Origin of the sequence: Pseudomonas sp. PSB18 (assembly GCF_014596565.1) — a bacterium.
Classification (GTDB): Bacteria; Pseudomonadota; Gammaproteobacteria; order Pseudomonadales; family Pseudomonadaceae; genus Aquipseudomonas.
Genome location: NZ_NOIN01000001.1, coordinates 212,913 through 238,773, shown reverse-complemented (window position 1 = coordinate 238,773; position 25,861 = coordinate 212,913). Strand labels below are relative to the sequence as shown.

The following is a 25,861-nucleotide window of genomic DNA, read 5'->3' as shown; positions in this document are numbered from 1 at the left end:
ATAGAATCATCAGGATCACCCCATGAGCAACCCGAAACCCCGCATCGCCCTGATCGGCGAGTGCATGATCGAACTGCAGCAACGCGCCGACGGCAGCCTGCAACAGAGCTTTGGCGGCGACACCTTGAACACGGCGGTGTACGTGTCCCGCGCCTTGGGCGACAGGGCATCGGTGGATTACGTCACGGCCTTGGGCGATGACAGTTTCAGTGATGCCATGTGTCAGAGCTGGGCCGAGGAGAACATCGGCCTGGAACGGGTCCAGCGTTTGCCCGGCCGCTTGCCCGGATTGTATTGCATCCAGACCGATGCGGCCGGTGAGCGACGGTTCCTGTACTGGCGCAACGAAGCGGCGGTGCGCGATTGCTTCACCACGCCGGCCGCGACGCCGATCCTGGCGGCATTGCCGGATTACGATGTGCTGTATTTCAGTGGCATCACCCTGGCGGTGCTGGGCGAGCAGGGGCGCGGCAAACTTATCGAAACCTTGATCGAGGCGCGTCGGCGAGGCGCCCAGGTGGTCTTCGACAACAACTATCGGCCAAGGCTCTGGGCCTCGGTCGACGCTGCACGCGCGGCCTATCGCAGTGTATTGCCTTATGTGGAGCTGGCATTGCTGACGGTGGACGACGAGCAGGCGTTGTTCGGTCATGCCGACAGCGAAGCGGTATTCGCCGCCTACGAACAGCTTGGCACCCCGGAAGTGGTCCTCAAGCGCGGTGCCGAGGCATGCCTGATCCGGTGCGCTGGCCAGTCGTATGAAGTGCCGGGCCAGCGGGTCGAACGGGTGGTGGACACCACGGCGGCGGGGGATTCGTTCAGCGCAGCCTACCTGGCGCGCCGCTTGATGGGCGGAAACCCGGTGGAGGCCGCCGAGGCCGGGCATCTGTTGGCGAGCCGGGTGATCCAGGTGCCGGGGGCGTTGATTCCCCGATAGCGACCCACCACAGAACCTCATGTGGGAGCGAGCAGGCTCGCTCCCACATTTGATCTGCGTTGGGCCCGATATCAATCCCGATAAAACACCTGCACCAGGTGATATCCGAACTTGCTCTTGATCGGCCCATGCACCACCCGCAGGGGCTTCTTGAAGATCACCGCATCGATCACCCCGACCATCTGCCCCGGCCGCACTTCACCCAGGTCGCCGCCGCGTTTGCCGGAGGGGCAGGTGGAGTATTTCTTTGCCAGCACATCGAACGCTTCGCCCTTGGCGATGCGTTGCTTGAGCTGTTCGGCTTCTTCGGCGGTTTTCACCAGGATATGGCGGGCTTGGGCTTTCATCGCGGCGCTGACCTGAACAAAAGGGGACGATTATGCCTCAACTCAGGAGACATGGTTGATCATCGTCCGAATCTTGTTCGCCAGCAGATCGAGGGCGAAAGGCTTGGCGACCATGTCCATGCCCTGTTCGAGGAAACCCTGGCGTTCGGCGGCTTTTTGCGCATAGCCGGTCATGAACAGCACCTTCAGATCGGGTCGATGCTGGCGGGCGATTTCCGCCAGTTGCCGGCCATTCATGCCGGGCAGGCCGACGTCGGTGACCAGCAGGTCGATGCGCTGGTTGGACTCCAGCAGCGGCAGGGCGGTCTTGGCGTCTTCGGCTTCAAGGGCGGTGTACCCCAGCGTCTGCAACAGATCGAGCACCAGCATCCGCACCGCCGGCTCGTCTTCCACCAGCAAGACGGTTTCTCCTTCGATCGCGGCCGGAGCCTCCACGGTCGTGGCTTGTGTCGGTTGTTCGACGGGCGCTACCCGCAGCCGCGGCAGGTACAACTGCACCCGTGTGCCCTGGCCCGGTACGCTGTCCAGGTTCAGCAACCCACCTGACTGTTGGGCAAACCCATAGATCATCGACAATCCCAGGCCGGTGCCCTGGCCGATGGGCTTGGTGGTGAAGAACGGGTCGAAGGCCTTGGCCAGCACGGACGGGGTCATGCCGCTGCCGTTGTCGCTGACGGCAATCATCACGTAATCCCCGGGCTTGACCGGTTCCAGGGTGCTGATGTCGCTGCCGTCGAGGTAGATATTGGCGGTTTCGATGGTGAGTTCGCCGCCGTCGGGCATGGCATCCCGCGCGTTGATCACCAGGTTGAGCAAAGCGTTTTCCAACTGGCTGGCATCGGTGCTGACGGGCCAAAGCTCATCGGCCAGTTGCAGCCGCAGCGCGATGTGATCACCCGTGGTACGACTCAGCAGGTCTTCCAGGGACAGCACCAGGCTGTTGGCGTCCAGCGGTTTGCGATCCAGGGACTGGCGCCGGGAGAAGGCCAATAGCCGATGAGTCAGGGCCGCGGCGCGGTTGGCCGATGACACCGCCGCTTCGGTAAAGCGTCCGATCTCGTCGACGCGGCCGTTGGCGATGTAGCGCTGCATCAGGTCCAGGCTGCCGAGGATACCGGTGAGCATGTTGTTGAAGTCATGGGCGATGCCCCCGGTGAGCTGGCCCACGGCTTCCATTTTCTGGGCATGGCGCAAGGCTTCCTCTGCGCGCTCGCGTTCGAACATCTCGTTTTGCAAGCGGTGGTTGGCTTCGGCCAGTTGCTGGGTGCGGGCGATAACCCGTTCTTCCAGGGTTTCGTTGAGGTTGCGCAGGGCCTCCTCGGTTTTCTTGCGCTCGGTTTCGTCGATCACAAAGATATAGAAACCATTCACCGCGCCGTCCGCGCCGTGGCGAGGCAGGTAGTTGGTCAGCGCATGTCGCGGCCGGCCGTCGCGGTGGTCCGATTGGACGGCGAAGCTGCACGGCTTGCCCGCCAGGGCCGCGGCAATCTGTTCGGCGCGAGCCGCATAGCCTTCCTCGCCGATCACTTCGCGAATGGTCTTGCCATAGAGTTCCTGCGGGGTCAGCCCGAACCAGTCCAGGTAGGCGCTGTTGTTCAGGCGAAAACGTTCCTCGTGGTCCACGTAGCTGATGAGGATCGGCATGGCGTTGATGATCAGTTGCAGCTCGGTCTGGCTCTGGCGCAGGGCCTGTTCGGTGCGCTTGCGCTCGGTCAGGTCCAGGGCCGCGCCGAGAAAGCGCTTGGGCCGACCATGGCGATCCTTGTAGCAGCGACCGCGCACGAACACCCAGCGCAGTTCGCCGTCGGGCTGCAGCAGGCGATACTCCTCGGCATATTCGGTGCCGTGGGTGATGCAATGCTTGATGCTGCGGGCGACCATCGCTCTGTCCTCGGGATGTACGCCTTCGAGGTAGGCACTGATGGGCAACTGCCGCGACAAACTGGGATCGACACCGTGCAACAGGGCGAAATGCGCATCGGCAGTGAAGCGGTCTTCGCTGATGTCCCAGTCCCAGGTGCCCAGCGTATCGGCTGCCGCCAGGGCCAGTTGCAGGCGTTCTTCGCTTTCCTGCTGAGCCTTGAGGCTGGCTTCGGAACGGCGTTCGAACTCCAGGGCCAGGCGTCGCCGCTCGCTGGTCTCGATGGCCGTGATCAGGATGCCGGTCACGGCGCCGCTTTCGTCACGCACGGGGCTATAGGTCAGGTCCAGCCAGAGATCGCAGAGGCGACCGGCAAAGGGCAGGCGCCATTGTTGGTCGCGGCTGCTGTGGGTGCGGCCTTGCAACACGTTGTGATAAATCGGCTCGGTCAGGCTTTTGAGTTCGGGCCATGCCGTATGGGTCGGCTGGCCGAACGCCTGGGGATGCTTGTCGCCGGCCAGGCGGGAAAAGGCGTCGTTGTAGAAATGGATCAGTTGCGGCCCCCACAGCAAAGCCATAGGCATCGGCGAGTGCAGCACGATGTCCACGGCGGTGCGCAGGCTCTGGGGCCAGGTTTCGGCAGCGCCCAGCGGGCTGGAGATCCAATCCAGTCGGTCGATCAGGCGTTGTATGCCGCTGCCGGCGGGTGTTGCGTTCATCACGGAATCCCTGGTTGTCGTGTCGCGTCTACTATCCTCTGAAGGAGGTAAGCGCGGGTTGGTCTGCAGAGGTACGTGCTCGGGTCAGCTTGTTTCATTGATGTCTCGCGGAAGTTTCAGTCCATGGAAATCGATCCCTTGTTACGCATCCTGGCCAGCCAGGAAGGCTCCGATCTTTACCTGTCCACCGGGGCACCGCCGTGTGCCAAGTTCGAGGGCGTGCTCAAGCCCCTGGGCAACCAGGCGTTCAAGGTCGGTGACATCGCCGGGCTCGCCGAGTCTTTGATGGACGCCGAACAGCGCCTTGAGTTCGATCGGGAATTGGAAATGAACCTGGCCATTTCCCTCTCGGGTGTCGGGCGATTCCGGGTCAATATCTTCAAGCAGCGCAATGACGTGTCCATGGTGATCCGCAACGTCAAGCTGGACATACCGCGATTCGAGGACCTGAAACTGCCCAAGGTGCTGCTGGACACCATCATGCAGAAGCAGGGGCTGATGCTGTTCGTCGGCGCGACGGGGTCAGGCAAATCCACCTCCCTGGCGGCATTGATCGATTATCGCAATCGCAACAGCAGCGGCCACATCATCACCATCGAGGATCCGGTGGAGTACATCCATCGGCACAAGAAGTCGATCATCAACCAGCGGGAGGTCGGTGTCGACACCCGCAGTTTCCATGCCGCCCTCAAGAACACCTTGCGGCAGGCACCGGATGTGGTGCTGATCGGCGAGATTCGCGACCGGGAAACCATGGAGCACGCCCTGGCCTTTGCCGACACCGGGCATCTGGTGATTTCCACCTTGCATGCCCACAACGCCAATCAGGCCTTGGACCGGGTGATCAACTTCTTCCCGGAAGAGCGCCGGCCACAGCTGTTGAGTGACTTGGGCAACAACCTCCAGGCATTCGTGTCCCAGCGCCTGGTGCGCACCCGTACCGGCCAGCGCCGGGCGGCGGTTGAGGTCATGCTCGGCTCGCCGACGGTGGCCGACCTGATCCGGCGCAACGAGCTGGGCGAACTCAAGGGCATCATGGAGAAGTCGGAAGAACTGGGCATGCAGACCTTTGACCAGGCCCTGTTCAACCTGGTGGTGGAAGGGGTGCTCGATGAGGAAGAGGCCCTGAAGAATGCCGACTCGGCGAACAACCTGCGGTTGCGGTTGAAACTGCATGCGGAGTCGGGCGCCGCGCCCCCGGCCGATCCGGCGGCGGGGGAGTGGGGGTTGATGGATTGATGGGGTTTGGCACATTCCCTGTGGCGAGGGGATTTATCCCCGCCGGGCTGCGGAGCAGCCCCAATGCAATCAACACAATCTATCTGATGTACCGAGGTGTCTGGATTTAGGGCTGCTTCGCAGCCCAGCGGGGATAAATCCCCTCGCCACAGAAAAGCAGTTTTGTGGGGGGCTAGGTGGCCAGCTCCGGCCGATCCCGAAACTGCTCCAGCGCCTCCGGGTTGGCCAGGGCGTCGGTATTTTTCACCGCTTCGCCATGCACCACATTGCGCACCGCCAGTTCCACCACCTTGCCACTGATGGTCCGCGGTATGTCGCTGACCGCCAGGATCTTCGCCGGTACATGGCGCGGCGTGGTGTTGGCCCGGATGACCTGGCGGATCCGCTGCTCCAGGGTGTCATCGAGGACTGTGCCCTCTTGCAGACGCACGAACAGCACCACCCGCACATCCCCCTGCCATTGCTGGCCGATGGCGACGCTGTCCAGCACCTGTTCGACCTTTTCCACCTGTCGATAGATTTCCGCCGTCCCGATGCGCACGCCACCGGGATTGAGCACCGCGTCGGAGCGGCCATGGATCAGGAAGCCGCCATGGGACAGCTCCTCGGCGTAATCGCCTTGGGCCCACACACCGGGGAATTGGCTGAAGTAGGAGGCTCGCAGTTTTTCCTGCCGGGGGTCGTTCCACAGGCCGATGGGCATCGCCGGGAAATGCCGGGTGCACACCAATTCACCTTTCTCACCGATGACGGCCTGCCCGGCCTCGTTCCAGACCTGTACCGCCATGCCCAGGCTCTTGCCCTGCATCTCGCCGCGCCGCACGGCCGACAGTGGATTGCCGTTGACGAAGCACGACACGATGTCGGTGCCACCGGACATCGACGCCAGGCAGACGTCGGGCTTGACGTCGCGGTAGACGTAGTCGTAGCTATGGGGGGCCAGTGCCGAGCCGGTGGACAGCAGGGTCCTGAGGCTGCCCAGGTCGTGGGTCTGCCGAGGTTTCAAACCCTGGCTCTCCAGGGCGGCCAGGAACTTGGGGCTGGTGCCGAACACGCTGATGCGCTGTTGGTCGATCAGGTCCAGCAGGCGCTCGGGGCCGGGGTGGAACGGTGAGCCGTCGTAAAGCACCACCGCACTGCCGACGGCGAGGGCGGACACCAGCCAGTTCCACATCATCCAGCCGCAGGTGGTGTAGTAGAACAGCCGACCCTCGGGGCCGAGGTCGACGTGCAGGCCATGCTCCTTGACGTGTTGCAGCAGTACGCCGCCGGTGCCATGGACGATGCACTTCGGTACGCCGGTGGTGCCGCTGGAGTACAGGATGTACAGCGGATGGTCGAACGACACGGCAACGAACTGCGGCTCGCCACCGGCTTGGTAGAACCCGTCCCACAGCGCGACGCTGGCCGGGGTCCTGAAGTCCTCGGCGCAGGCATCCGGCTGGGCATAGGGCAGCACGATGAGTTGCTGCAGCGATGGCAGTCGTTCGAGGATCTCGTTGACCTTGGGCCGTTGGTCGATGACCTTGCCGGCGTAGCGGTAACCGGCGCAGGTGATCAGCACTTTGGGCTCGATCTGGCCGAAACGGTCGATCACCCCCTGGGTGCCGAAGTCTGGCGACGAACAGGACCAGATCGCTCCCAGGCTGGTGGTGGCGAGCATACCCACCAGGGTCTGCCAGGTGTTGGGCATGCACGCGGCGACGCGGTCGCCTTGGGTGACACCGGCCGCTTGCAGGCTTTTCTGCAGGCCGGCGACGTGGGCCGCGAGTTCGGCCCAGGTCAGGTGTTCCTGGTCGCCGTCTTCGCCGACGGCAACCACGGCCACCGTTGTATCGCGACGGCGCAGCAAGTGTTCGGCAAAGTTCAGCGTCGCCCCTGGGAACCACTGGGCGCTGGGCATTTGCTCGCCTTCCAGCAGCACCTCGGTGGGCGCCTGATGAAAGCGGATCCCGAAGAAATCGACGATGGCCTGCCAGAACGCTGCGCGCTGGTCGATGCTCCAGGCGTGCAGGGCGGGGTAGTCACTGAGTTGCAGGTGATGCCGTTCGTTGACGAACCGGCGAAAGGCGTTCATGCGCGACCGCTCGATGCGTTCGGGGCTGGGTTGCCAGAGGGTGTCGGACATGGCGTATCTCTTATTCTTGTTCAGGATCGTCAGGATCGTTCCCACGCTCTGCGTGGGAACGCCTCAATGGACGCTCTGCGTCCGCTGTTGGAACACGCAGCGTCCCTAGATGCATTCCCACGCTTGGCTCTTTGGAACGCGGAGCGTCCCTAGTTGCATTCCCACGCAGAGCGTGGGAACGATCAGTGTCAGGGTAGTCCTGGGTTACTGGGCCAACCACCCACCATCGATATTCCACGCTGCGCCACGCACCTGGCTGCCGGCTTCGCTGCACAGGAACAGCACCAGTTCCCCCAGTTGCGGCGGAGTGACGAAATCCAGCGACGGCTGCTTCTCGGCCAATAGATCATGCTGGGCCTGTTGCGGGTCGATGCCGCTGGCGATGCGGTCGTCGATCTGTTTCTGCACCAGCGGGGTCAGCACCCAGCCGGGGCAGATGGCGTTGCAGGTGACGTTGCTGGTGGCGGTTTCCAGGCCGACCACTTTGGTCAGGCCGATCACCCCGTGCTTGGCCGCGACATAGGCGGCCTTGCCCACCGAGCCGACCTGGCCGTGTACCGAGGCGATATTGACGATCCGCCCCCAGCCCTTGCTGCGCATGCCTGGCAGGCTCAGGCGGGTGGCGTGGAACACCGAGGACAGGTTGATAGCGATGATCGAGTCCCAGCGCTCCACCGGGAAGTCCTCCACGGCGGCCACATGCTGGATGCCGGCGTTGTTCACCAGAATGTCGACGCCGCCGAATTCCCGCTCGGCATAAGCGAGCATCTCGGCGATCTGGGCCGGATCACTGACATCGGCCGGATGATGGCCCACCTTGCCGCCGAACTGCTGCACTTCGGCGATCACCGCCGACGCATCGCCAAAGCCATTGAGGATCAAGTCGGCGCCGGCCTTGGCCAGGCTCAGGGCGATGCCCAGGCCGATGCCGCTGGTAGAACCGGTGACCAGGGCGGTCTTGCCGGAAAGAGTTGTCGTCATAAGAACCTCATACAATGCCAGTGGCGTAGAACACACCGATCACCACGAAAACCGCGAGGGTCTTGATCAGCGTAATGCAGAAAATGTCTTTGTAGGCTTCACGGTGGGTCAGCCCGGTGACCGCCAGCAGGGTGATCACCGCGCCGTTGTGAGGCAGGGTGTCCATGCCGCCGCTGGCCATCGCTGCGACCCGGTGCAGCACTTCCAGGGGGATATTGGCGGCGTGGGCGGCGCTGATGAAGGTTTCGGACATCGCCGCCAGGGCGATGCTCATGCCGCCCGACGCGGAGCCGGTAATGCCCGCCAGCAGCGTCACGGTCACGGCTTCGTTGACCAATGGGTTGGGAATGCTCTTGAGCCAGTCGGCCAGTACCAGGAAGCCCGGCAGCGAGGCGATGACCGCGCCGAAGCCGTATTCCGAGGCGGTGTTCATCGCTGCGAGCAACGCACCGCCCACCGCACTTTTACTGCCTTCGGCCAGTTTGCTGCGAATGGCCCGGAAGCCGAACAGCAGGACCATGATGATGCCCACCAACAGCGCGGCCTGCACCGCCCAGATCGCGGTGAGCTTGGCGACGTCGCTGGTCACCGGTGTCGCCATGCCCGGCAGCGCCAGGCTGTGGGTCTTGCCGTACCACTGGGGAATCCACTGGGTGAACAACAGGTTCATGATGCCGACCGCCAGCAGCGGTGAAACGGCGATCCACGGGTTGGGCAGCTTGATGTCTTCGGCCGTTTCCGGCTCGTTGCGCAGTTCGGTGCCGTAGCCTTCGCCCACGCGCTGGGCCTTGTTGCGCTGGCGTTGCAGGAACAGCATGCCGATGCTGAAAACGAACAGCGTGCCGATCACACCCAGCCACGGCGCGGCCCAGGCGGTGGTGTTGAAGAAGGTGCTGGGGATGATGTTCTGGATCTGCGGCGTGCCGGGCAGGGCGTCCATGGTGAAGGAGAATGCACCGAGGGCGATGGTGGCCGGGATCAGGCGCTTGGGAATATTGCTCTGGCGGAACATCTCGGCGGCGAACGGGTACACCGCGAACACCACGACGAACAACGACACGCCGCCATAGGTCAGCAGGGCGCAGACCAGCACGATCACCAGCATCGCCTGGCGCGTGCCCAGCAGGCGAATCGCCGCGGCCACGATGGAGCGGGAGAAGCCCGACAACTCGATCAGTTTGCCGAACACCGCGCCGAGCAGGAACACCGGGAAATACAGTTTGATGAACCCGACCATTTTCTCCATGAACACCCCGGTGAAGGCAGGGGCGACGGCGGATGGGTCGGTGAGCAGGACGGCGCCGAGGGCGGCGATGGGGGCAAAGAGGATGACGCTGTAGCCACGGTAGGCGGCAACCATCAGCAGCGCGAGGGCTGCCAAGGCAATGATCACACTCATGGTGTGTCTCCTGGGATTGTTATTTTTGTGGTGAAGCGGTGGGAGGAGCTTTAGCGAGTTTTGTGCCAGGTTGGTAACTTGTTGAAATATATGAGGTTTGTTGTTTGACTTGAGGAGATACGAAGAGTGCTGTCTCTTTTTTGAGATTTTTTGATTCGGATGGCCTCATCGCGAGCAGGCTCGCTCCCACAGGGGAGCGCGGTCGTTTGTGGGAGCGAGCCTGCTCGCGATGAGCGCGAAGCGCTCGGAAGTAGTCGTCTACAAAAAGAGAATTGATTTCTCTCTATTGAGACTCGGCAATCCCCAACGCCACCATCTTCTTGTACAACGTCGAACGTCCCAGCCCCAGTCGCTCCGCCGCTTCGATCACCTTGCCGCCGCATTGCGCGAGGGTGGTTTCGATCAGTTGCCGGTCGAATCGGGCCCGGGCCTGGCTGAAGGTTTCCTGCGGCAGCAGTTCCAGGCTTGGGCTGGCCGAGCGGGTCACCGGGGTGAACGTGCCGATGGCCGCACGGATGTCGGCGACGGTGAGCTGCAGGTTATCGCTGAGCAGAGCGGCCCGCTCCAGCACGTTGCGCAATTCGCGGATGTTGCCCGGCCAGGCGTGTTGCCCCAGCAGGTCGAGAGCATCGGGGTTCAGTTCGTGCTGGCTGCGCAGGTCTTCGAGGATCGCCTCGCTCAGGGCCGGCAGGTCATCCAGGCGCTCGCGCAGCGGGGGGACCTGGATCGGCAGCACATTGAGGCGGTAATACAGGTCGGCGCGGAACTCGCCGCGCTTGATCGCCGCCTCCAGATCCATTGACGTGGCCGCGATCACGCGGACATCGCTTTGCAGCACCTCGTTGGACCCCACCGGTTCATATTCCTTTTCCTGTAGCACTCGCAGCAGTTTGCTTTGCAGCGGCAGCGGCATGTCGCCGATCTCATCCAGGAACAACGTGCCGCCCTGGGCGATCTGCAGCTTGCCGGCGCGGCCCTTGCGATCGGCCCCGGTGAAGGCTCCGGGGGCCGTGCCGAAGAACTCGGCTTCCAGCAGCGATTCCGGAATTGCCGCGCTGTTGATGCTGACGAATGCCTTGTGCGCCCGTGGCGAGGCACTGTGGATCGCTTGGGCCAGCAGTTCCTTGCCGGTGCCGGTTTCGCCGAGCAGCAACACCGGGGAATCGGTGCTGGCGCTGCGCCGGGCGCGGCGCTTGACCTCCAGGCCGGCGCTGCTGGTGCCGATGAAATGGGCGAAGTTGTACTTGGTCTGCCGCGCCCGCAGCAGCGAACGGGTCGAGGCCAGTTCTTCCTGCATGCTCTGGTAGCGCTTGAGCATCGGCGACAGACTATGCAGTTCACCGAACAAGGCAAAACCGATGGCGCCGATGACCGCGCCGGCGCTGTCATGGATCGGCAGACGCATGACCACCAACGGCTCCTTGGGCATTTCCTGCATGTCCAACAGGATCGGCCGCCCGGTCCGCACCACTTCCCGCAGCAGGCTGCCGGGGATCACGCTCTCGCAGGCCCGACCGACGGCCTCCTGCGCCGAGTTCAGGCCGAAGCGCCGGGCGTAGCGCTCGTTCATCCAGACGATGTTGGCGTCACGGTCGACAATCACCGTGCCTTCGCTGGACTGTTCGATGATCTCGAACAAGGAGCGAATCGCCAGGGTGCGTACGCGCTTGTAGTCCTTGAGGTTTTCGGTGGGGGTCATGGTCTGGTCCGGGTTGTGTATTGCCTGTCAGGCCGCCTTCGCGAGCAGGCTCGCTCCCACAGGTGATCGCGTTCCAATGTGGGAGCGAGCCTGCTCGCGATGGGCGCGACACGGTGTCGGTATTATGCCCACCCCGGATGCGCCGCCGCCAACAGCTCCTTGGTGTAAGGGTGTTTTGGTGCGTCGAACACCTCATGACTGGCGCCGCATTCAACCACTTTGCCGTCCTTGATCACGATCATGTCGTGGGCCAGGGCGCGCACCACCGCCAGGTCATGGCTGATGAACAGGTAGGTCAGGCCGTGCTTCTCCTGGAGCTGGCGGAGCAGGGCGACCACTTGTTTCTGCACGGTGCGATCCAGCGCCGATGTGGGCTCGTCCAGCAGGATCAGGGCCGGCTTGAGCACCAGGGCCCGGGCGATGGCGATGCGCTGGCGTTGGCCGCCGGAAAATTCGTGGGGGTAGCGATGGCGACTCTGCGGGTCGAGGCCGACTTCCTTGAGGGCCTGGATCACCCGGGCCTCGCACTCCTGGGCGCTGGACGGACTGTGGACCTCAAGGCCTTCGCTGATGATCTGCTGTACCGACATCCGTGGGCTGAGGCTGCCGAACGGATCCTGGAACACCACCTGCATCTGCTTGCGCCACGGCCGCAATGCTTTCTGCGGCAGCGCGTCGAGGGCTTCACCCTGGAAGCGAATGCTGCCTTCGGATTCGATCAGCCGCAGGATCGCCTGGCCGAGGGTGGACTTGCCGGAACCGGATTCGCCGACGATGCCCAGGGTCTTGCCGCGCTGGATGTTCAGGCTGATGCCGTCGACCGCACGCAGGTACTCCTTGCGCCGGAACAACCCACCGCCCAGGGCGAAACTCACCCGCAGGTCCTGGACCTGCAACACGTCTTCGCGCGCGTCCCGGGGCAGGGCTTCACCCTCCGGTTCGGCGTGCAGCAGTTCACAGCTGTAGGGGTGCTTCGGCGCGCTGAAGAGGGTTTCGCACGGCGCCTGTTCGACGATTTCCCCGGCCTTCATCACGCACACCCGCTGGGCGATGCTGCGCACCAGGTTCAGATCATGGCTGATCAATAGCAGGGACATGCCGAGCCGTTGCTGGAGGGATCTGAGCAACAACAGGATCTTGCGCTGCACGGTCACGTCCAGCGCAGTGGTCGGTTCGTCGGCGATCAACAGCTCCGGCTCGCAGGCCAGGGCCATGGCAATCATCACCCGTTGGCGCTGACCGCCGGAGAGCTGATGCGGATAGGCCTTGAGCCGTTCGACGGGCTTCTGGATGCCGACCAGGGCCAGCAGTTCCAGGATGCGTTGCCGCGCCGCTTTACCGCCCAGGCCCTTGTGCAGCATCAGGGTTTCGCCGATCTGCTTTTCGACGCTGTGCAGCGGGTTGAGGGAGGTCATCGGTTCCTGGAAGATCATCGCGATACGGTTGCCGCGCAACGCTCGCAGGGTGCTGGCTTGGGCACCGACCAGTTCCTGGCCGCGATAGCGAATGCTGCCGGTGGTATGGCTCTCGGTTGGCGGCAGCAGTTGCAGGATCGAGTGGGCCGTCACCGATTTGCCGGAACCCGATTCGCCCACCAGGGCCAGGCACTCGCCGGGGCGGATGTCCAGGCACAGGTTGCGCACGACGGCCTGGTCGTTGAAGGCCACGCTCAGGTCGCGGATTTCGATCAGGTTGTCTCGCACGTCCGGATCAGGACCTGGGGTCGAATGCATCGCGCAAAGCCTCGCCAATGAACACCAACAGGGAAAGAATCAGGGCCAGGGTGAAGAATGCCGTCAGCCCCAGCCAGGGTGCTTGCAGGTTCTGTTTGCCCTGGGCAATCAGCTCGCCCAGGGACGCGCTGCCGGCCGGCATGCCGAAGCCGAGGAAGTCCAGGGCGGTGAGGGTGGAGATCGCTCCGGTGAGGATGAACGGCAGATAACTCAGGGTCGCGTTCATCGCGTTGGGCAGGATGTGCCGCACGATCACCTTGCGGTCGGTCAGGCCCAGGGCCCTGGCGGCCTTGACGTATTCGAGGTTGCGCCCGCGCAGGAACTCGGCGCGGACCACGTCCACCAGGGCCAGCCAGGAGAACAGCGCCATGATTCCCAGCAGCCACCAGAAATTCGGCTCGACGAAACCGGAGAGGATGATCAGCAGATAGAGCACCGGCAGCCCCGACCAGACTTCCAGCAGGCGTTGTCCCAACAGGTCCACCCAGCCGCCGTAATACCCCTGCAACGCGCCGGCGGCGATGCCGATCAGCGCGCTGATGGCCGTCAGTGCCAGGGCGAACAGGATCGACACTCGGGCGCCGAAGATCACCCGGGCCAGCACGTCCCGGGACTGATCATCGGTGCCCAGCCAGTTCACCGAGGTGGGCGGGCTCGGGGCCGGTTGGTTGAGGTCGTAATTGGGGGTGTCGTCGCTGAACGGGATCGGCGGGAACAGCAGCCACCCGCCGTCCTTGTGGATCAGGTTCTGCACGTAGCTGCTGCGGTAGTCGGCCTGGAACGGTAGCTGGCCGCCAAACTCCTGCTCGGTGTAGCGCTTGAACACCGGGAAATACAGCGAGTCCTGATAGCTCACCACCAGCGGCTTGTCATTGGCGATCAGCTCGCCGCCCAGGGTCAGGATGAACAGGCCGATGAACAACCACAGCGACCACCAGCCGCGGCGGTTCTTCTTGAAACGCTCGAAACGTCGTCGGCCCAAGGGCGAGAATCTGAACATCAGGCGTTCCTCGCGGCGAAGTCGATGCGCGGGTCCACCAGGGTGTAGCAGAGGTCGCCGATGAGTTTGATCAGCAGGCCGAACAGCGTGAAGATGAACAGCGAGCCGAACACCACCGGATAGTCCCGGGACACGGCTGCTTCGTAGCTCATGCGGCCCAGGCCATCGAGGGAGAAGATCACCTCGATCAGCAGCGATCCGGCGAAGAACACGCTGATGAACGCCTGGGGAATTCCCGACACCACCAACAGCATGGCGTTGCGGAACACGTGCCCGTACAGCACCCGACGTTCGCTCATGCCCTTGGCCCGCGCCGTGACCACGTATTGGCGGGTGATTTCATTGAGGAACGAGTTCTTCGTCAGGATGGTCAGGGTGGCGAAGCCGCCGATCACCAGCGATGTGACCGGCAGCACCAGGTGCCAGAAGTAATCGGTGATCTTGCCCAGGGTCGACAGCGATTCGAAGTTATCCGATACCAGCCCGCGCACCGGAAACCAGTTCAGCGACGTCCCGCCCGCGAACACCACGATCAGGAACATTGCGAAGAGGAACGCCGGCATGGCGTAGCCGATGATGATCGCCGTGCTGCTCCAGACATCGAAGGCCGACCCGTGATGCACCGCCTTGCGGATGCCCAGCGGGATCGACACCAGGTAGGTGATCAGCGTGGCCCACAGCCCCAGGGAAATGGTCACCGGCATCTTTTCCAGGATCAGGTCGGTGACCGTGGCGCCCCGGAAGAAGCTCTTGCCGAAGTCCAGGCGGGCGTAGCTGCTGAGCATCAGCCACAGGCGCTCATGGGCCGGTTTGTCGAAGCCGTATTGTTTCTCGATGTCCTTGATCAGTTGCGGGTCCAGGCCGCGGCTGGCCCGGGAGGTGCCGGTCATGGCATTGCCCGAGCTGCCGACGCTGGCGCCGCCGATGCCTTGGAGGTGGGCGATGGCCTGTTCCACCGGGCCACCGGGAGCCGCCTGGACGATGACGAAATTCACCAGCAGGATGATCACCAGGGTCGGAATGATCAGCAGCAAGCGTCGCGCGACATAGGCCCACATCAGTGACGCCCTCCGGAGGTGCCACGCCTGATTCGCTCGGCGGTCATCTGTTCATTGGTCAAGGGCGTGGTGCTGACTTCCCACCAGCTCTCGATGGCTTCGTCATTGGCGGCCTGCACCTTCGGCATGCCGAAGCGGTTCCACCACACGGTCGAACTGCCCGGTGGGTAGTAGTTGGGAATCCAGTAGTAGTTCCATTGCAGCACCCGGTCCAGGGCGTGGGCATGACGGAGCATGTCGTCCTGGGTGGTGGCCTTGACCAGCCCGTCGATCAGGGTATCGACGGCGGGATTCTGCAGGGCCATGTAGTTGTTGGCGCCCGGGTCGTTGGCCGCCGCCGAACCGAAGTAATTGTAGAGCTCGGTGCCGGGGGAGGTACTGACCGGATAGCCGGTGACGATCATGTCGTAGTCACGGCTCATCAGGCGGTTGACGTATTGGGACGGGTCGATGCGACGGATGCTCATGTCGATGCCGATCTGCGCCAGGGTGCGTTTGTAGGGCAGCAGCAGGCGGTCCATGCCGTTCTGGCTGTTGAGGAAGGTGAAGCTCAGCGGCTCGCCCTCGGCATTGACCAGGCGATCGCCATCGGGTTTCCAGCCGGCCTGTTCCAGCAGCGCCAGGGCCTGCAATTGCTTGTCGCGAATCACGCCGCTGCCGTCGGTCTTCGGGGCCTGGAACACCTGGGTGAAGACCTCGTCGGGGACTTTCCCGCGCAGCGGTTCAAGGATCGCCAGTTCGCTCGCGTCGGGCAGCTCTCGGGCAGCCAGGTCGGTGTTGGAGAAGAAGCTCTGCTGGCGCACATAGAGGTTGCGCATCATCTGCCGGTTGCTCCATTCGAAATCCCAGAGCATCGCCAGGGCCTGGCGGACGCGGGGATCCTGGAACTGCGGCTTTTGCAGGTTGAACACGAAGCCCTGGGCCGTTTGCGGGGCTTCGGTGGCCAGGTGGGCTTTCTGCAGGCGGCCGTCGCGCAGCGCCGGGCTGTCGTAGCCGATGGAAAAGCCCGTGGCGGAGAACTCGCGGTTGTAGTCGTAGGCGCCGCCACGCAGCACCTGGCGCGCCACGTCGGTGTCGCCGAAGTACTCGATGCTGAAATGGTCGAAGTTGTAGAGCCCGCGGCTGACCGGCAGGTCCTTGCCCCACCAGTCGGCGTTGCGCTCGAAGGTGATGCTGCGCCCGGAGTCGACCTTGCCGACCCGGTACGGCCCACTGCCCAGCGGCGCTTCATAGCCACCGCCGCTGGCAAAGTCGCGGGTTTTCCACCAATGCTCGGGAAACACCGGCAGGGTGGCGATGTCCAGGGGCAAGGTGCGGTTTTCGTTGTTCTTGAAATCGAAGCGAACCGTGCGCTCGCCTTCGACTTCGACGCCTTTGACGGCCGCGAATTGGGTGCGATAGCGCAGGCTGCCCTGGGTCATCAGCAACTGGAAGCTGTAGCGCACGTCTTCGGCGGTAATGGGCTTGCCGTCGGCGAAGCGGGCCTTGGGGTTCAGATAGAAGCGCAGGGACAGGCCGTCGTCCGCGCGTTCCATGCTTTGGGCAACCAGGCCGTAGACCGTGTAGGGCTCATCCAGGGAACGTTGGGCCAGGGGCGAATACAGCATGCCGTCGATCTGGCTGACCCCGATGCCTTTGTCGATGTAAGGCAGCACGTGATCGAACTGGCCGATCTCGATGGCCGAGCGGCGCAGAGTGCCACCCTTGGGAGCCTGGGGATTGGCATAGGCGAAATGGCTGAAGCCTTCGGGGTATTTGGCCGGTTCGCCATAGACGGTCAGGGCATGTTGCGGTGCGGCAGACACACCGGCGGCGCCTGTCAGCAGGAGCGCGGCGGTCAGGAACAGAGAGGGAAACACCAGTCGCATTGTCAGCCTTAAAGCCGGGTGATCGATGACCACGATTTTTACGCGAGCGGCGTGCTGATCGCTAGCCCTGTGGTCAAGGAGGTGGTGAGGAGGCACGGTGGTGAGGGAGCAGGCTCCCTCGCCACCGTCATCCTCAGTCCTGGCGGCTGGTCACTTCCAGCAGGTGATAGCCGAACTGGGTCTTGACCGGGCCCTGCACCACATTGATCGGTGCGCTGAACACGACGGTATCGAACTCCTTGACCATCTGGCCTGGGCCGAACGAACCCAGGTCACCACCCTGGCGGCTGGATGGGCACGACGAGTTGGCCTTCGCGACTTCGGCGAAATCGGCACCGGCTTCGATCTGGGCCTTGAGTTCGTTGCACTTGTCTTCGCTGGAAACCAGGATGTGGCGGGCAGTGGCTTTGGCCATGGGAAATTCCTTTCAATGGATTTTAAAGGGTGTGAGCCTACCGGAATCATTAAAGGGTATGTTGTCAAAAATGCGTCAAAACCTTGAACCTGCCGATTACAGGCCCGCTTTGCGCAGGCGTTCGGCGTGCCGCACATAAAGTTCCAGCGGGGTTGTCCCCTTGTGCGCGCACCCGGACGGTTGATTGATGGCCTGCAGGTGATCCATCGGATAGTCGGAGCGGATGACCTTGCCCAGGTGCGAGCTGAAGCGACCCACCAGCCCGTCGTTCTGCCCGGCTTCGGTGATGAAGTACTCGGAAAAGGCCCGGCAGAACACCTGGAAGGGATCCGTCGCCTTGGGCCCTCCGTCGGGTGCTTCTTGCAGCGTTCCGCTCCAAGAGTAGTAGCGCACGCCGTTGACCAACTCCGGTCCCTTGCTCCCCCAGCTCTTGGGTAAACCTTGCGGGTATTTGTCGTTGAATGCGCCAACGCCTTCGGTGGTCAGTGCCGCCAGTGCGGCGATGGCGTTGTGTGGGAGCTGTGCCTGGCCGCTCAGCAAGGAAATGAAGTCGACAAACAACGTGGCGACTCTGCTTGCCACATGCTCCGGCAGGCGCCCGGGCGTGAGGGCCTTGCGCAGGAAATCGGCCAGTTCGGAGCCGTGGTTGGGCCCGCTGACCGATGTCACCGAGGCGACCTTCGCGGGTGCCAGTGCGGCGGCGTAACGGGACGCCAATGCGCCTTGGCCATGCCCGATCAGGTTGACCCGAGTGGCCCCGGTTCCGCTCAGGACCCGATCAATCTGGGCCAGTAACTCTTCACCGCGAGCCTCATTGGCGTAGGTTGCCGACAGGTAGGGAATGAATACCCGGGCGCCGGCGGTGCGCAGCGCCTGCTTGATGCCGTGGAAAAGTTCGGAGCCTGCGACCCTGTCAAACCCGAACAAACCATGTACCAACAGGATAGGAAATTGAGTGGTTGCATTCCGTTGCATGTTCGTACCTTTTTCGAAGAGGTTCATGTTGAATTTGCGACACCACTGTAATGCAGGCTCCTGCGCTGGGGTGTAGGAAGAAACCGCTGTGCCCGACCGAAAACGGACTAAAGAAGGAAGGAAGAATCAGAAAAGTGGCCGAATGATGTGTTTGGTTTCGGGATGCGTCTGATAGACCCTGTCGCATGCAGCTACAGTCTCAAGTGCAAGGGACCACCTGCACTGTCGTCTTGTCTGACTGCGGGTTTGCGAGGAGCAGGTTTTAATGGCTCTATCGGGCGCCGTTACAGGGAGATGGCGCCTTCATCCAAGGACTGGAATCCACACATGACCACTGACCCATTTGGCCGGCGAGCCCGGCTTAGCGCTCGGACGAAATTCCGGGCCCCCATCCTGGCGGCGGCAAAGGGCGGGGTGATCAACCCGGCCTGGAGCAAGGTTGCCATCACCCTCAAACCCTACCCGATGATGACGTGCGGCGATGAAGTGCTGCTGTTCTGGCACGGGCTCAATTCGGACGGCGAACCGTACCGACATGAAGTTCGTCGGTCTGTCACGGAACGACAGGTCGACCGGGACGTCATCTTCGTCGTGCGCGAACCCCATATCGCTGAGCTGGACGGCGGCTCGCTGGAGATTTCGTATCAAGTCACCGGTAAACGACTGCCGGCGCCGATGCATTCGGAGCCCCTGCAATTGGTGATCGGTGATGTAGCACCGCAACTGCTGCCGGCCATCGCCACCGATGCGGTGGGCGGCAGTCTCGATCCGAAGCGTGTCCCCGAGGGCACCTGCGTGAGCATCCGGCCCTATTCAAGAATGGCTGTCGGGGACCGGCTGATCCTGATCGGCAGCAGGGATTCCAGGGCGCTCTGGCGTGACGTGCTGGACATCGAGGCCCATGCCGTTGGCCGCGAGGTCTCATTCTGGATAGATCAGGCGCAGATTGTCCCGCATCTGGGCCATCGCCTGGACCTGTCTTACGTCGTCAGGCGGGGGCATTCCGTGCGTCGTGCCGAATCCTTGTCACTGCATATCGGCGCCCTGGTCCGCCCGCCACTGAAAGCGCCCCGGATCCTGGGTCTGAAGGAGGGGGAGCTGGATGTCGATGAGCAGGAGAAGGGCGTGAAGGTGATCATCGAGACTGGCGGATTCGAGATTGGCGAGTTGGTCTGGCTGCAATGCGATGGCAGCTATGCCTATGTCGAGGAGCGTGAAATCGTCCCGGCCAACGTCGGTCAGCCGATGACCTTCGTAGTCCCGACGGACTATTGGCAGAGTCAACGGGGCAGATCGGTGCGCGTTCGCTATCAGGTCGAGCGCCTGGACGATGTGAGCCAGCCTTTCGCCGGGGTCGAGGTTCATGTGCGTTCCAGGAGCGCCCTCCCGAAGGAGGGCGCGCACAAAACTCAGCTGGCTGACAGCAACTGACGATGGGCCTGGCGCAGCAGTTGCTCGGTGGATGCCCAGCCCAGGCACCCGTCGGTCACCGATACGCCGTAGCGCATCGACGGGCTGATGGGCTGGCAGCCTTCGAACAGGTGGCTCTCGATCATCATGCCGATCAGCGCGCGGTTTCCTTGCAGCCGCTGCGCCAGCACGTCGTTGAATACCTCTGGCTGGCGCGAGGGATCCTTGCCGCTGTTGGCATGACTGCAATCCACCATGATCCGGGCCGGTATCTTCAGGCGGTCCAGGTCATTGTGTATTTGCGCGACGCTCTGGCGGTCGTAGTTCGGGCCGCGGTGTCCACCCCGCAGCACCAGGTGGGTGTCGGGGTTGCCCTGGGTCTGGATGATTGCAGGGTGCCCCTGGCTGTCGACGCCGAAATGCCGGTGGGGGTGGGCGGCGGAGCGCATGGCGTCGCAGGCGATCCCGACGCCGCCGTCGGTGCCGTTCTTGAAGCCGACCGGCATGCCCAGGCCACTGGCCATTTCCCGGTGGATCTGCGATTCGGTGGTGCGTGCGCCAATGGCGACCCAACTGAGCAGGTCGTCGAAGTAGTTGGCGGCCATGGGTTGCAACAGTTCGGTGGCGACGGGCAGGCCGAGCTGCAGCATTTCACGCATCAGTTCCCTGGACAGGGTCAGGCCGGCGGCCATGTCATCGCGGCCATCCAGATCGGGGTCGTAGGCCAGGCCTTTCCAGCCCACCGTCGTGCGGGGCTTTTCCACGTAGGCACGCATCACCAGCAGCATGCTGTCGCTCACTTCGTGGGCCAGACGCGCCAGGTTGGCGGCGTATTCGAGGGCGGATTTCGGATCGTGGAGGGAGCAGGGGCCAACAATGATCAGCAGGCGAGCGTCCTCACCGTCGAGAATTGCGCGGATGGCCTGGCGATGGGCATCGACTTGTTGGCTCAACATGTGGCTGAGGGGCAACTGGTGTTTGAGCTGCAACGAGCTGGGCAGACGCAGGGTCAGGGCTTCGTTGGCCGGGGTGAGCGTGGACAGCGGCAAAGCGGAGACGGACGAATTCATGATCTGGCTTCCTGGGCGGGCAGCGGGTTCTTCCCGCGCCGGCCCTAGTGGGGTGTTCGACAGTTGGCCGTACTGGCCTCAAGTGTTTGCATGCCACCGATAGGTGACCGATCGGAGGCGGCAGGCTGTCCCGAGCGGAGGCTGGTAAATCGCCAGGCGCAAAAGTCGTAACGGTAATAAGTGGCGTAATTCATGGCTCGATCCTCAAAGTTGTCGGTGTTGCGAAAAATACAGGGCTGAAAAAACAAAACCCCCGGTCGGGAGGCCGACCGGGGGTTTATGAACTCTGGAAGGCGACCCGTTTAAAGTGGGCGCCGGTTGGGTATCAGGCGCGCCAGTGGCTAAACCAATACCCAAAATAAAAGTTGACCGGAGCAGCAACGCTGTTCGCCCGGACAGCCGCAACCGAGCGCGGGGCGCTAACGGATTGAAGCGGTGAGAGGGCGTTGAACATGGTCTGTCTCCGATGAATGGTCCTGAGCTTACTCGACGCTGGGGCGCGGGTTCAATAAGAAGTTTCTATCGTCGAGGTGCAATTGTTCATGGTGTTGAGTCTGGCTGGCATTATGACAAACTCGGGTTTTGATCTTTGACGAGGTGGCCATGAGTTTCCAATGGCGTGCGGCCACGGCTACGGACATCGATTTCGTCCGGCAATTGACCTGCGCCAACATGCTGCCGTATTACCTGCGTCATGATTTGCTCTGGCAGGATGAGGCGTTCGACCTGGCGTGGATCATTCGCCAGAACTGGATTATCAGTCGCGAGGATCGGGTGCTGGGGTTTGTCAGTCTCAGCCGTGATGCCCGGGCGCTGTATATCCGGGAGTTGCAGATCGATCAGGCATTCCGCGGGCAGGGTGCCGGTACCTGGGCAATCGGACAGGTCTGGGACATGGTGACCCTGGAACGGCGTCCGGCATTGCGTCTGACGGTGTTCAAGGACAATCCGGCGAGGAAACTCTATGAACGCATGGGACTATACGTCGCGGGCGAGGATGAGTGTTTCCTGAGGATGCAGCGAGACGCCGATGCTTGAGGCCTCGGATCACTTGTCCCAGGAAGATTCGCTGTAACTTTTTAATGCCTCTTGGCGCTAGGTCTGCCGGAAGCTTTTTGCTAAGGTGTAACGCAGTCCATATAAGACCAAAATGGTGAGGTGTCTGCTTGATTAGGGTGTTAGTGGTCGATGACCATGATCTCGTTCGTACGGGCATTACACGAATGCTGGCTGACATCGACGGTCTGCAGGTGGTTGGTCAGGCCGAATCCGGGGAAGAGTCCCTGATCAAGGCGCGTGAATTGAAACCCGATGTGGTCCTCATGGACGTGAAGATGCCTGGCATCGGCGGTCTTGAGGCCACGCGCAAACTGCTGCGCAGTCACCCGGACATCAAGGTGGTCGCGGTCACCGTCTGCGAAGAAGATCCGTTCCCGACCCGGTTGTTGCAAGCGGGCGCGGCGGGTTACCTCACCAAGGGTGCCGGCTTGAACGAGATGGTCCAGGCCATCCGCCTGGTGTTCGCCGGGCAGCGCTACATCAGCCCGCAGATTGCCCAGCAGTTGGCGATCAAATCCTTCCAGCCGACTAATGAGTCTCCCTTCGACGCGTTATCGGAGCGGGAAATCCAGATCGCCCTGATGATTGTCGGTTGCCAGAAAGTGCAGATCATCTCCGATAAACTGTGCCTGTCGCCAAAAACCGTCAACACCTACCGTTACCGTATCTTCGAGAAGCTTTCGATCAGCAGTGATGTCGAGTTGACGCTGCTGGCAGTGCGTCACGGCATGGTCGATGCCAGCGCCTGATAATGACCGAACTGTTTGATCCCAGTGCTTTCCTGTCCACATGCAGTGGCCGCCCCGGCGTGTACCGCATGTTCGACGGCGACGCACGCCTGTTGTACGTAGGCAAGGCCAAGAATCTCAAGAAGCGCCTGGCCAGTTACTTTCGCAAGACCGGCCTGGCCCCCAAGACCGCCGCGCTGGTGGGACGCATCGCGCAGATCGAAACCACCATCACCGCCAACGAAACCGAAGCGCTGCTGCTTGAACAGACGCTGATCAAGGAATGGCGGCCGCCGTACAACATCCTGTTGCGGGATGACAAATCCTACCCCTACGTGTTCCTGTCCGATGGGGCGTTCCCGCGCCTGAGCATCCACCGTGGCGCGAAAAAGGCCAAGGGTCGCTATTTCGGTCCTTACCCCAGCGCCGGTGCGATTCGTGAAAGCCTGAGCCTGCTGCAGAAGACCTTCTTCGTGCGCCAGTGCGAGGACAGCTATTACAAGAACCGCACCCGGCCCTGTCTGCAATACCAGATCAAACGCTGCAAGGCGCCTTGCGTGGGCTTCGTCGAGCCCGAAGTCTATGCAGAAGACGTGCGTCACTCGGTGATGTTCCTGGAAGGTCGCAGCAATGCGCTGACCGATGAATTGTCGAGCGCGATGGAAGAGGCGGCGATCAACCTCGAATTTGAAAAAGCCGCCGAGTTGCGCGACCAGATCGGTTTGCTGCGCCGCGTGCAGGACCAGCAGAGCATGGAGGGCGGCAGCGGCGACGTCGATGTGATCGCGTCGTTCATCAACCCGGGCGGTGCGTGCGTGCATCTGATCAGCGTGCGGGGCGGCCGCGTGCTCGGCAGCAAGAACTTCTTCCCCCAGGTGGGTATCGAGGAAGACGTGGCCGAGGTCATGTCGGCGTTTCTCGGCCAGTACTACGTCAGCAGTCCGGAACGCGACCTGCCGAGCGAATTGATCGTCAACGTGGTCCACGAGGACTTTCCGACCCTGATTGAAGCCATCCATACGCTTCGCGGTCGCGAGCTGACCATCAGCCACCGCGTGCGCGGCACCCGGGCGCGCTGGCAACAACTGGCGGTCACCAATGCCGAGCAGGCCCTTGGCGCGCGTCTGGCTAACCGCCAGCACGTCGCGGCGCGGTTCGATGCCCTGGCCGATGTCCTCAACCTGGACGAGCCACCGCAGCGGCTGGAGTGCTACGACATCAGCCATTCCAGCGGCGAGGCTACCGTGGCGTCCTGCGTGGTGTTCGGCCCGGAAGGCCCGATCAAGTCCGATTACCGCCGCTATAACATCGAAGGCGTGACCGCCGGCGATGACTATGCGGCGATGCACCAGGCACTGATGCGACGCTTCGGCAAGCTGAAGGACGGGGAGGGCAAGCTCCCGGACATCCTGCTGGTAGACGGCGGTAAAGGCCAACTGTCCATGGCTCGCGACGTGCTCAATGAGCTGATGGTCCCCGACCTGATCCTGCTGGGCGTGGCCAAGGGCGCCACGCGCAAGGCCGGTTTCGAGACCCTGTACCTGAACGATGCGGCCCATGAATTCACCCTGAAAGGGGATTCCCCGGCGTTGCACCTGATCCAGCAGATCCGTGACGAAGCCCACCGGTTCGCTATCACCGGCCACCGTGCCCGCCGTGGCAAGACTCGCCGCACCTCCACCCTGGAAGGCGTGGCAGGGGTTGGCCCGACCCGGCGGCGGGACCTGTTGAAACATTTCGGTGGATTGCAGGAGCTGTCTCGTGCCAGCATCGAAGAGATCGCCAAAGCCCCTGGTATCAGTAAAAAGCTCGCAGAGTCGATTTATGCAAACCTGCATAGCGAGTAGAATGCCCGTCAACCTCGCAGCCAGTTGTGCCGATGAATATCCCAAATCTGCTTACCGTTCTACGCGTCCTGCTCATTCCGATCTTCATACTGCTGTTCTATTTGCCGTACCACTGGAGCTACGTGGCCTCCGCTTCGGTCTTTGCCATCGCCGCCGCGACGGACTGGCTGGACGGTTACCTGGCCCGCCGCCTGGAGCAGAGCACACCGTTCGGCGCGTTCCTCGATCCGGTGGCCGACAAGCTGATGGTCGCAGTGGCCCTGGTGCTGCTGGTGCAGGAACACGGCAACCTCTGGCTGACCTTGCCGGCAGCAGTGATCATCGGTCGTGAGATCGTCGTCTCGGCACTCCGTGAGTGGATGGCCGAGCTGGGCGCTCGCGCCCAGGTCGCCGTGTCAAACCTCGGCAAATGGAAAACCGCCGCGCAGATGCTCGCCCTGGTCATCCTGCTGGCCAACCCCTCGGACTTCAGCTTCTGGGTGCTGCTGGGCTATGCATTGCTGCTGATTTCCGCCGGCCTGACGTTGTGGTCGATGGTCCAGTACCTGCGCGCCGCCTGGCCGCATCTGCGGACAGATGTAGAGAAGAAATAAAACTTTTTTGAATCAAAGGGTTGACGGCGTAATCTGAATCTATAGAATGCGCCACACCAAGACGCGGGAATAGCTCAGTTGGTAGAGCACGACCTTGCCAAGGTCGGGGTCGCGAGTTCGAGTCTCGTTTCCCGCTCCAATTATTTTTCTATAGACTTCCATTGAAGTATTTAGAAGTCAAAGAAAGAGGCCTCGGCCTCTTTTTTCGTTCCAGTAAAGTCTACTCTGATACATTAGTATCCACGATTTTTTAGTACATTTTTTAGTACATCAATTCGACGCTTGGTAAATCAGTTTTTTGAGCAGCTTGGTACTCTGAAAACTGTACAACACACCTTCATTTCATATGAGGGAGTTAGTACGATGGTCCTTACCAATACGGCGATCCGGCACGCCAAACCTCGCGCCAAAAACTATACCCTTCCTGACTTTGATGGCCTCGCACTTTTCGTGAATACGAAAGGCACCAAGAGCTGGCACTTCCGCTTTTCCTGGGCGGGCAAGCAGCCTCGTATTTCGCTCGGTACTTATCCTGAAATAGGTCTGCGCAATGCTCGCGCTCTGCGTGATATCGCCAGGGCGCAGGTCGCGAAGGGTATCGATCCCCGCGACCAGCGACGGCTTGAGCTCAATGCCAAACTGTTGGCGGAGAGAACACCTTCTTAGATCGATGTGGTACAAATTTTCGGCCCTTAGGGGAGCGGGACCGCCGGGAATTCAAGCAGTGCTGAGTTGGGTTATGCCAACTTTTTCGATCCACCATTGCTGGTCTTTAGCTCGCTCGCCACACCTGAA

The 25,861-nt window shown here is 62.2% G+C and carries 20 protein-coding genes, 1 tRNA gene and 1 pseudogene; 9 read left to right on the top strand and 13 right to left on the bottom strand.

Annotated features, from left to right (window positions below):
• The first annotated feature begins 22 nt into the window (after positions 1-22).
• A complete protein-coding gene (locus tag CGA22_RS00920) occupies positions 23-937 on the top strand; it encodes a sugar kinase (protein WP_041022579.1) in 915 nt (304 codons plus the stop codon).
• A gap of 71 nt (positions 938-1,008) precedes the next feature.
• Here the strand turns inward: CGA22_RS00920 and CGA22_RS00915 are convergent, their stop codons facing one another.
• Positions 1,009-1,284 (bottom strand): peptidylprolyl isomerase, encoded by a 276-nt coding sequence (locus CGA22_RS00915; RefSeq protein ID WP_003182808.1) that lies wholly within the window; start codon positions 1,282-1,284, stop codon positions 1,009-1,011.
• A 42-nt stretch (positions 1,285-1,326) separates the two neighbouring features.
• Positions 1,327-3,864: a PAS domain-containing protein gene (locus CGA22_RS00910; protein ID WP_041022580.1), complete on the bottom strand. Its 2,538-nt coding sequence runs from the start codon at positions 3,862-3,864 to the stop codon at positions 1,327-1,329.
• Between the two features lie 123 nt (positions 3,865-3,987).
• Between CGA22_RS00910 and CGA22_RS00905 the strand changes: the two genes are divergently transcribed.
• Complete coding sequence (locus tag CGA22_RS00905) at positions 3,988-5,103, top strand: PilT/PilU family type 4a pilus ATPase (RefSeq protein WP_041022581.1); 1,116 nt, start codon at positions 3,988-3,990, stop codon at positions 5,101-5,103.
• Positions 5,104-5,275: 172 nt separating this feature from the next.
• On the opposite strand, the gene CGA22_RS00900 is transcribed toward CGA22_RS00905, so the two are convergent.
• The 10 genes from CGA22_RS00900 to CGA22_RS00855 all read right to left on the bottom strand — a co-directional run bounded on the left by CGA22_RS00900 (position 5,276) and on the right by CGA22_RS00855 (position 18,359).
• Positions 5,276-7,231 (bottom strand): acetoacetate--CoA ligase, encoded by a 1,956-nt coding sequence (locus CGA22_RS00900; protein ID WP_041022582.1) that lies wholly within the window; start codon positions 7,229-7,231, stop codon positions 5,276-5,278.
• Between the two features lie 204 nt (positions 7,232-7,435).
• A complete protein-coding gene (locus tag CGA22_RS00895; protein ID WP_041022583.1) occupies positions 7,436-8,212 on the bottom strand; it encodes a 3-hydroxybutyrate dehydrogenase in 777 nt (258 codons plus the stop codon).
• A gap of 7 nt (positions 8,213-8,219) precedes the next feature.
• A complete protein-coding gene (locus CGA22_RS00890; protein WP_041022584.1) occupies positions 8,220-9,611 on the bottom strand; it encodes a GntP family permease in 1,392 nt (463 codons plus the stop codon).
• A 283-nt stretch (positions 9,612-9,894) separates the two neighbouring features.
• Entirely contained in the window at positions 9,895-11,310 is a 1,416-nt protein-coding gene (locus CGA22_RS00885) for a sigma-54 interaction domain-containing protein (RefSeq protein ID WP_041022585.1), read from the bottom strand.
• 122 nt (positions 11,311-11,432) lie between these two features.
• Complete coding sequence (locus CGA22_RS00880; protein WP_041022598.1) at positions 11,433-13,013, bottom strand: ABC transporter ATP-binding protein; 1,581 nt, start codon at positions 13,011-13,013, stop codon at positions 11,433-11,435.
• Between the two features lie 7 nt (positions 13,014-13,020).
• Entirely contained in the window at positions 13,021-14,043 is a 1,023-nt protein-coding gene (locus CGA22_RS00875) for an ABC transporter permease (RefSeq protein ID WP_041022586.1), read from the bottom strand.
• A complete protein-coding gene (locus CGA22_RS00870; protein WP_041022587.1) occupies positions 14,043-15,101 on the bottom strand; it encodes a microcin C ABC transporter permease YejB in 1,059 nt (352 codons plus the stop codon). Before CGA22_RS00870 ends, CGA22_RS00875 begins: the two co-directional genes overlap by 1 nt.
• Positions 15,101-16,969 (bottom strand): extracellular solute-binding protein, encoded by a 1,869-nt coding sequence (locus CGA22_RS00865; RefSeq protein WP_041022588.1) that lies wholly within the window; start codon positions 16,967-16,969, stop codon positions 15,101-15,103. Before CGA22_RS00865 ends, CGA22_RS00870 begins: the two co-directional genes overlap by 1 nt.
• Before the next feature lie 133 nt (positions 16,970-17,102).
• Positions 17,103-17,384, bottom strand: a complete 282-nt coding sequence (locus CGA22_RS00860) for a peptidylprolyl isomerase (protein WP_016774509.1) — start codon at positions 17,382-17,384, stop codon at positions 17,103-17,105.
• A gap of 96 nt (positions 17,385-17,480) precedes the next feature.
• Complete coding sequence (locus tag CGA22_RS00855; protein ID WP_041022599.1) at positions 17,481-18,359, bottom strand: esterase/lipase family protein; 879 nt, start codon at positions 18,357-18,359, stop codon at positions 17,481-17,483.
• Positions 18,360-18,686: 327 nt separating this feature from the next.
• Between CGA22_RS00855 and CGA22_RS00850 the strand changes: the two genes are divergently transcribed.
• Entirely contained in the window at positions 18,687-19,790 is a 1,104-nt protein-coding gene (locus CGA22_RS00850) for a hypothetical protein (protein WP_223194622.1), read from the top strand.
• Here the strand turns inward: CGA22_RS00850 and CGA22_RS00845 are convergent.
• Positions 19,769-20,839: a 3-deoxy-7-phosphoheptulonate synthase gene (locus CGA22_RS00845; RefSeq protein ID WP_041022589.1), complete on the bottom strand. Its 1,071-nt coding sequence runs from the start codon at positions 20,837-20,839 to the stop codon at positions 19,769-19,771. The genes CGA22_RS00850 and CGA22_RS00845 overlap by 22 nt on opposite strands.
• A gap of 603 nt (positions 20,840-21,442) precedes the next feature.
• On the opposite strand from CGA22_RS00845, the gene CGA22_RS00840 reads away from it, so the two are divergent.
• The 6 genes and pseudogenes from CGA22_RS00840 to CGA22_RS00815 all read left to right on the top strand — a co-directional run.
• Positions 21,443-21,877 (top strand): GNAT family N-acetyltransferase, encoded by a 435-nt coding sequence (locus tag CGA22_RS00840; RefSeq protein ID WP_024781218.1) that lies wholly within the window; start codon positions 21,443-21,445, stop codon positions 21,875-21,877.
• A gap of 128 nt (positions 21,878-22,005) precedes the next feature.
• Positions 22,006-22,647: a UvrY/SirA/GacA family response regulator transcription factor gene (gene uvrY / locus CGA22_RS00835; protein ID WP_024781217.1), complete on the top strand. Its 642-nt coding sequence runs from the start codon at positions 22,006-22,008 to the stop codon at positions 22,645-22,647.
• Positions 22,648-22,649: 2 nt separating this feature from the next.
• Positions 22,650-24,473 carry an excinuclease ABC subunit UvrC gene (gene uvrC / locus CGA22_RS00830; protein WP_041022590.1) on the top strand — a complete coding sequence of 608 codons (1,824 nt, stop codon included), beginning with the start codon at positions 22,650-22,652 and terminating at the stop codon, positions 24,471-24,473.
• Positions 24,474-24,505: 32 nt separating this feature from the next.
• Entirely contained in the window at positions 24,506-25,066 is a 561-nt protein-coding gene (gene pgsA, locus CGA22_RS00825; RefSeq protein ID WP_041022591.1) for a CDP-diacylglycerol--glycerol-3-phosphate 3-phosphatidyltransferase, read from the top strand.
• A gap of 63 nt (positions 25,067-25,129) precedes the next feature.
• Positions 25,130-25,205: transfer RNA gene (locus CGA22_RS00820), tRNA-Gly, on the top strand.
• Positions 25,206-25,429: 224 nt separating this feature from the next.
• A pseudogene (locus tag CGA22_RS00815) lies at positions 25,430-25,693 on the top strand (Arm DNA-binding domain-containing protein); the annotation flags it as partial.
• Positions 25,694-25,861 lie beyond the last annotated feature (168 nt).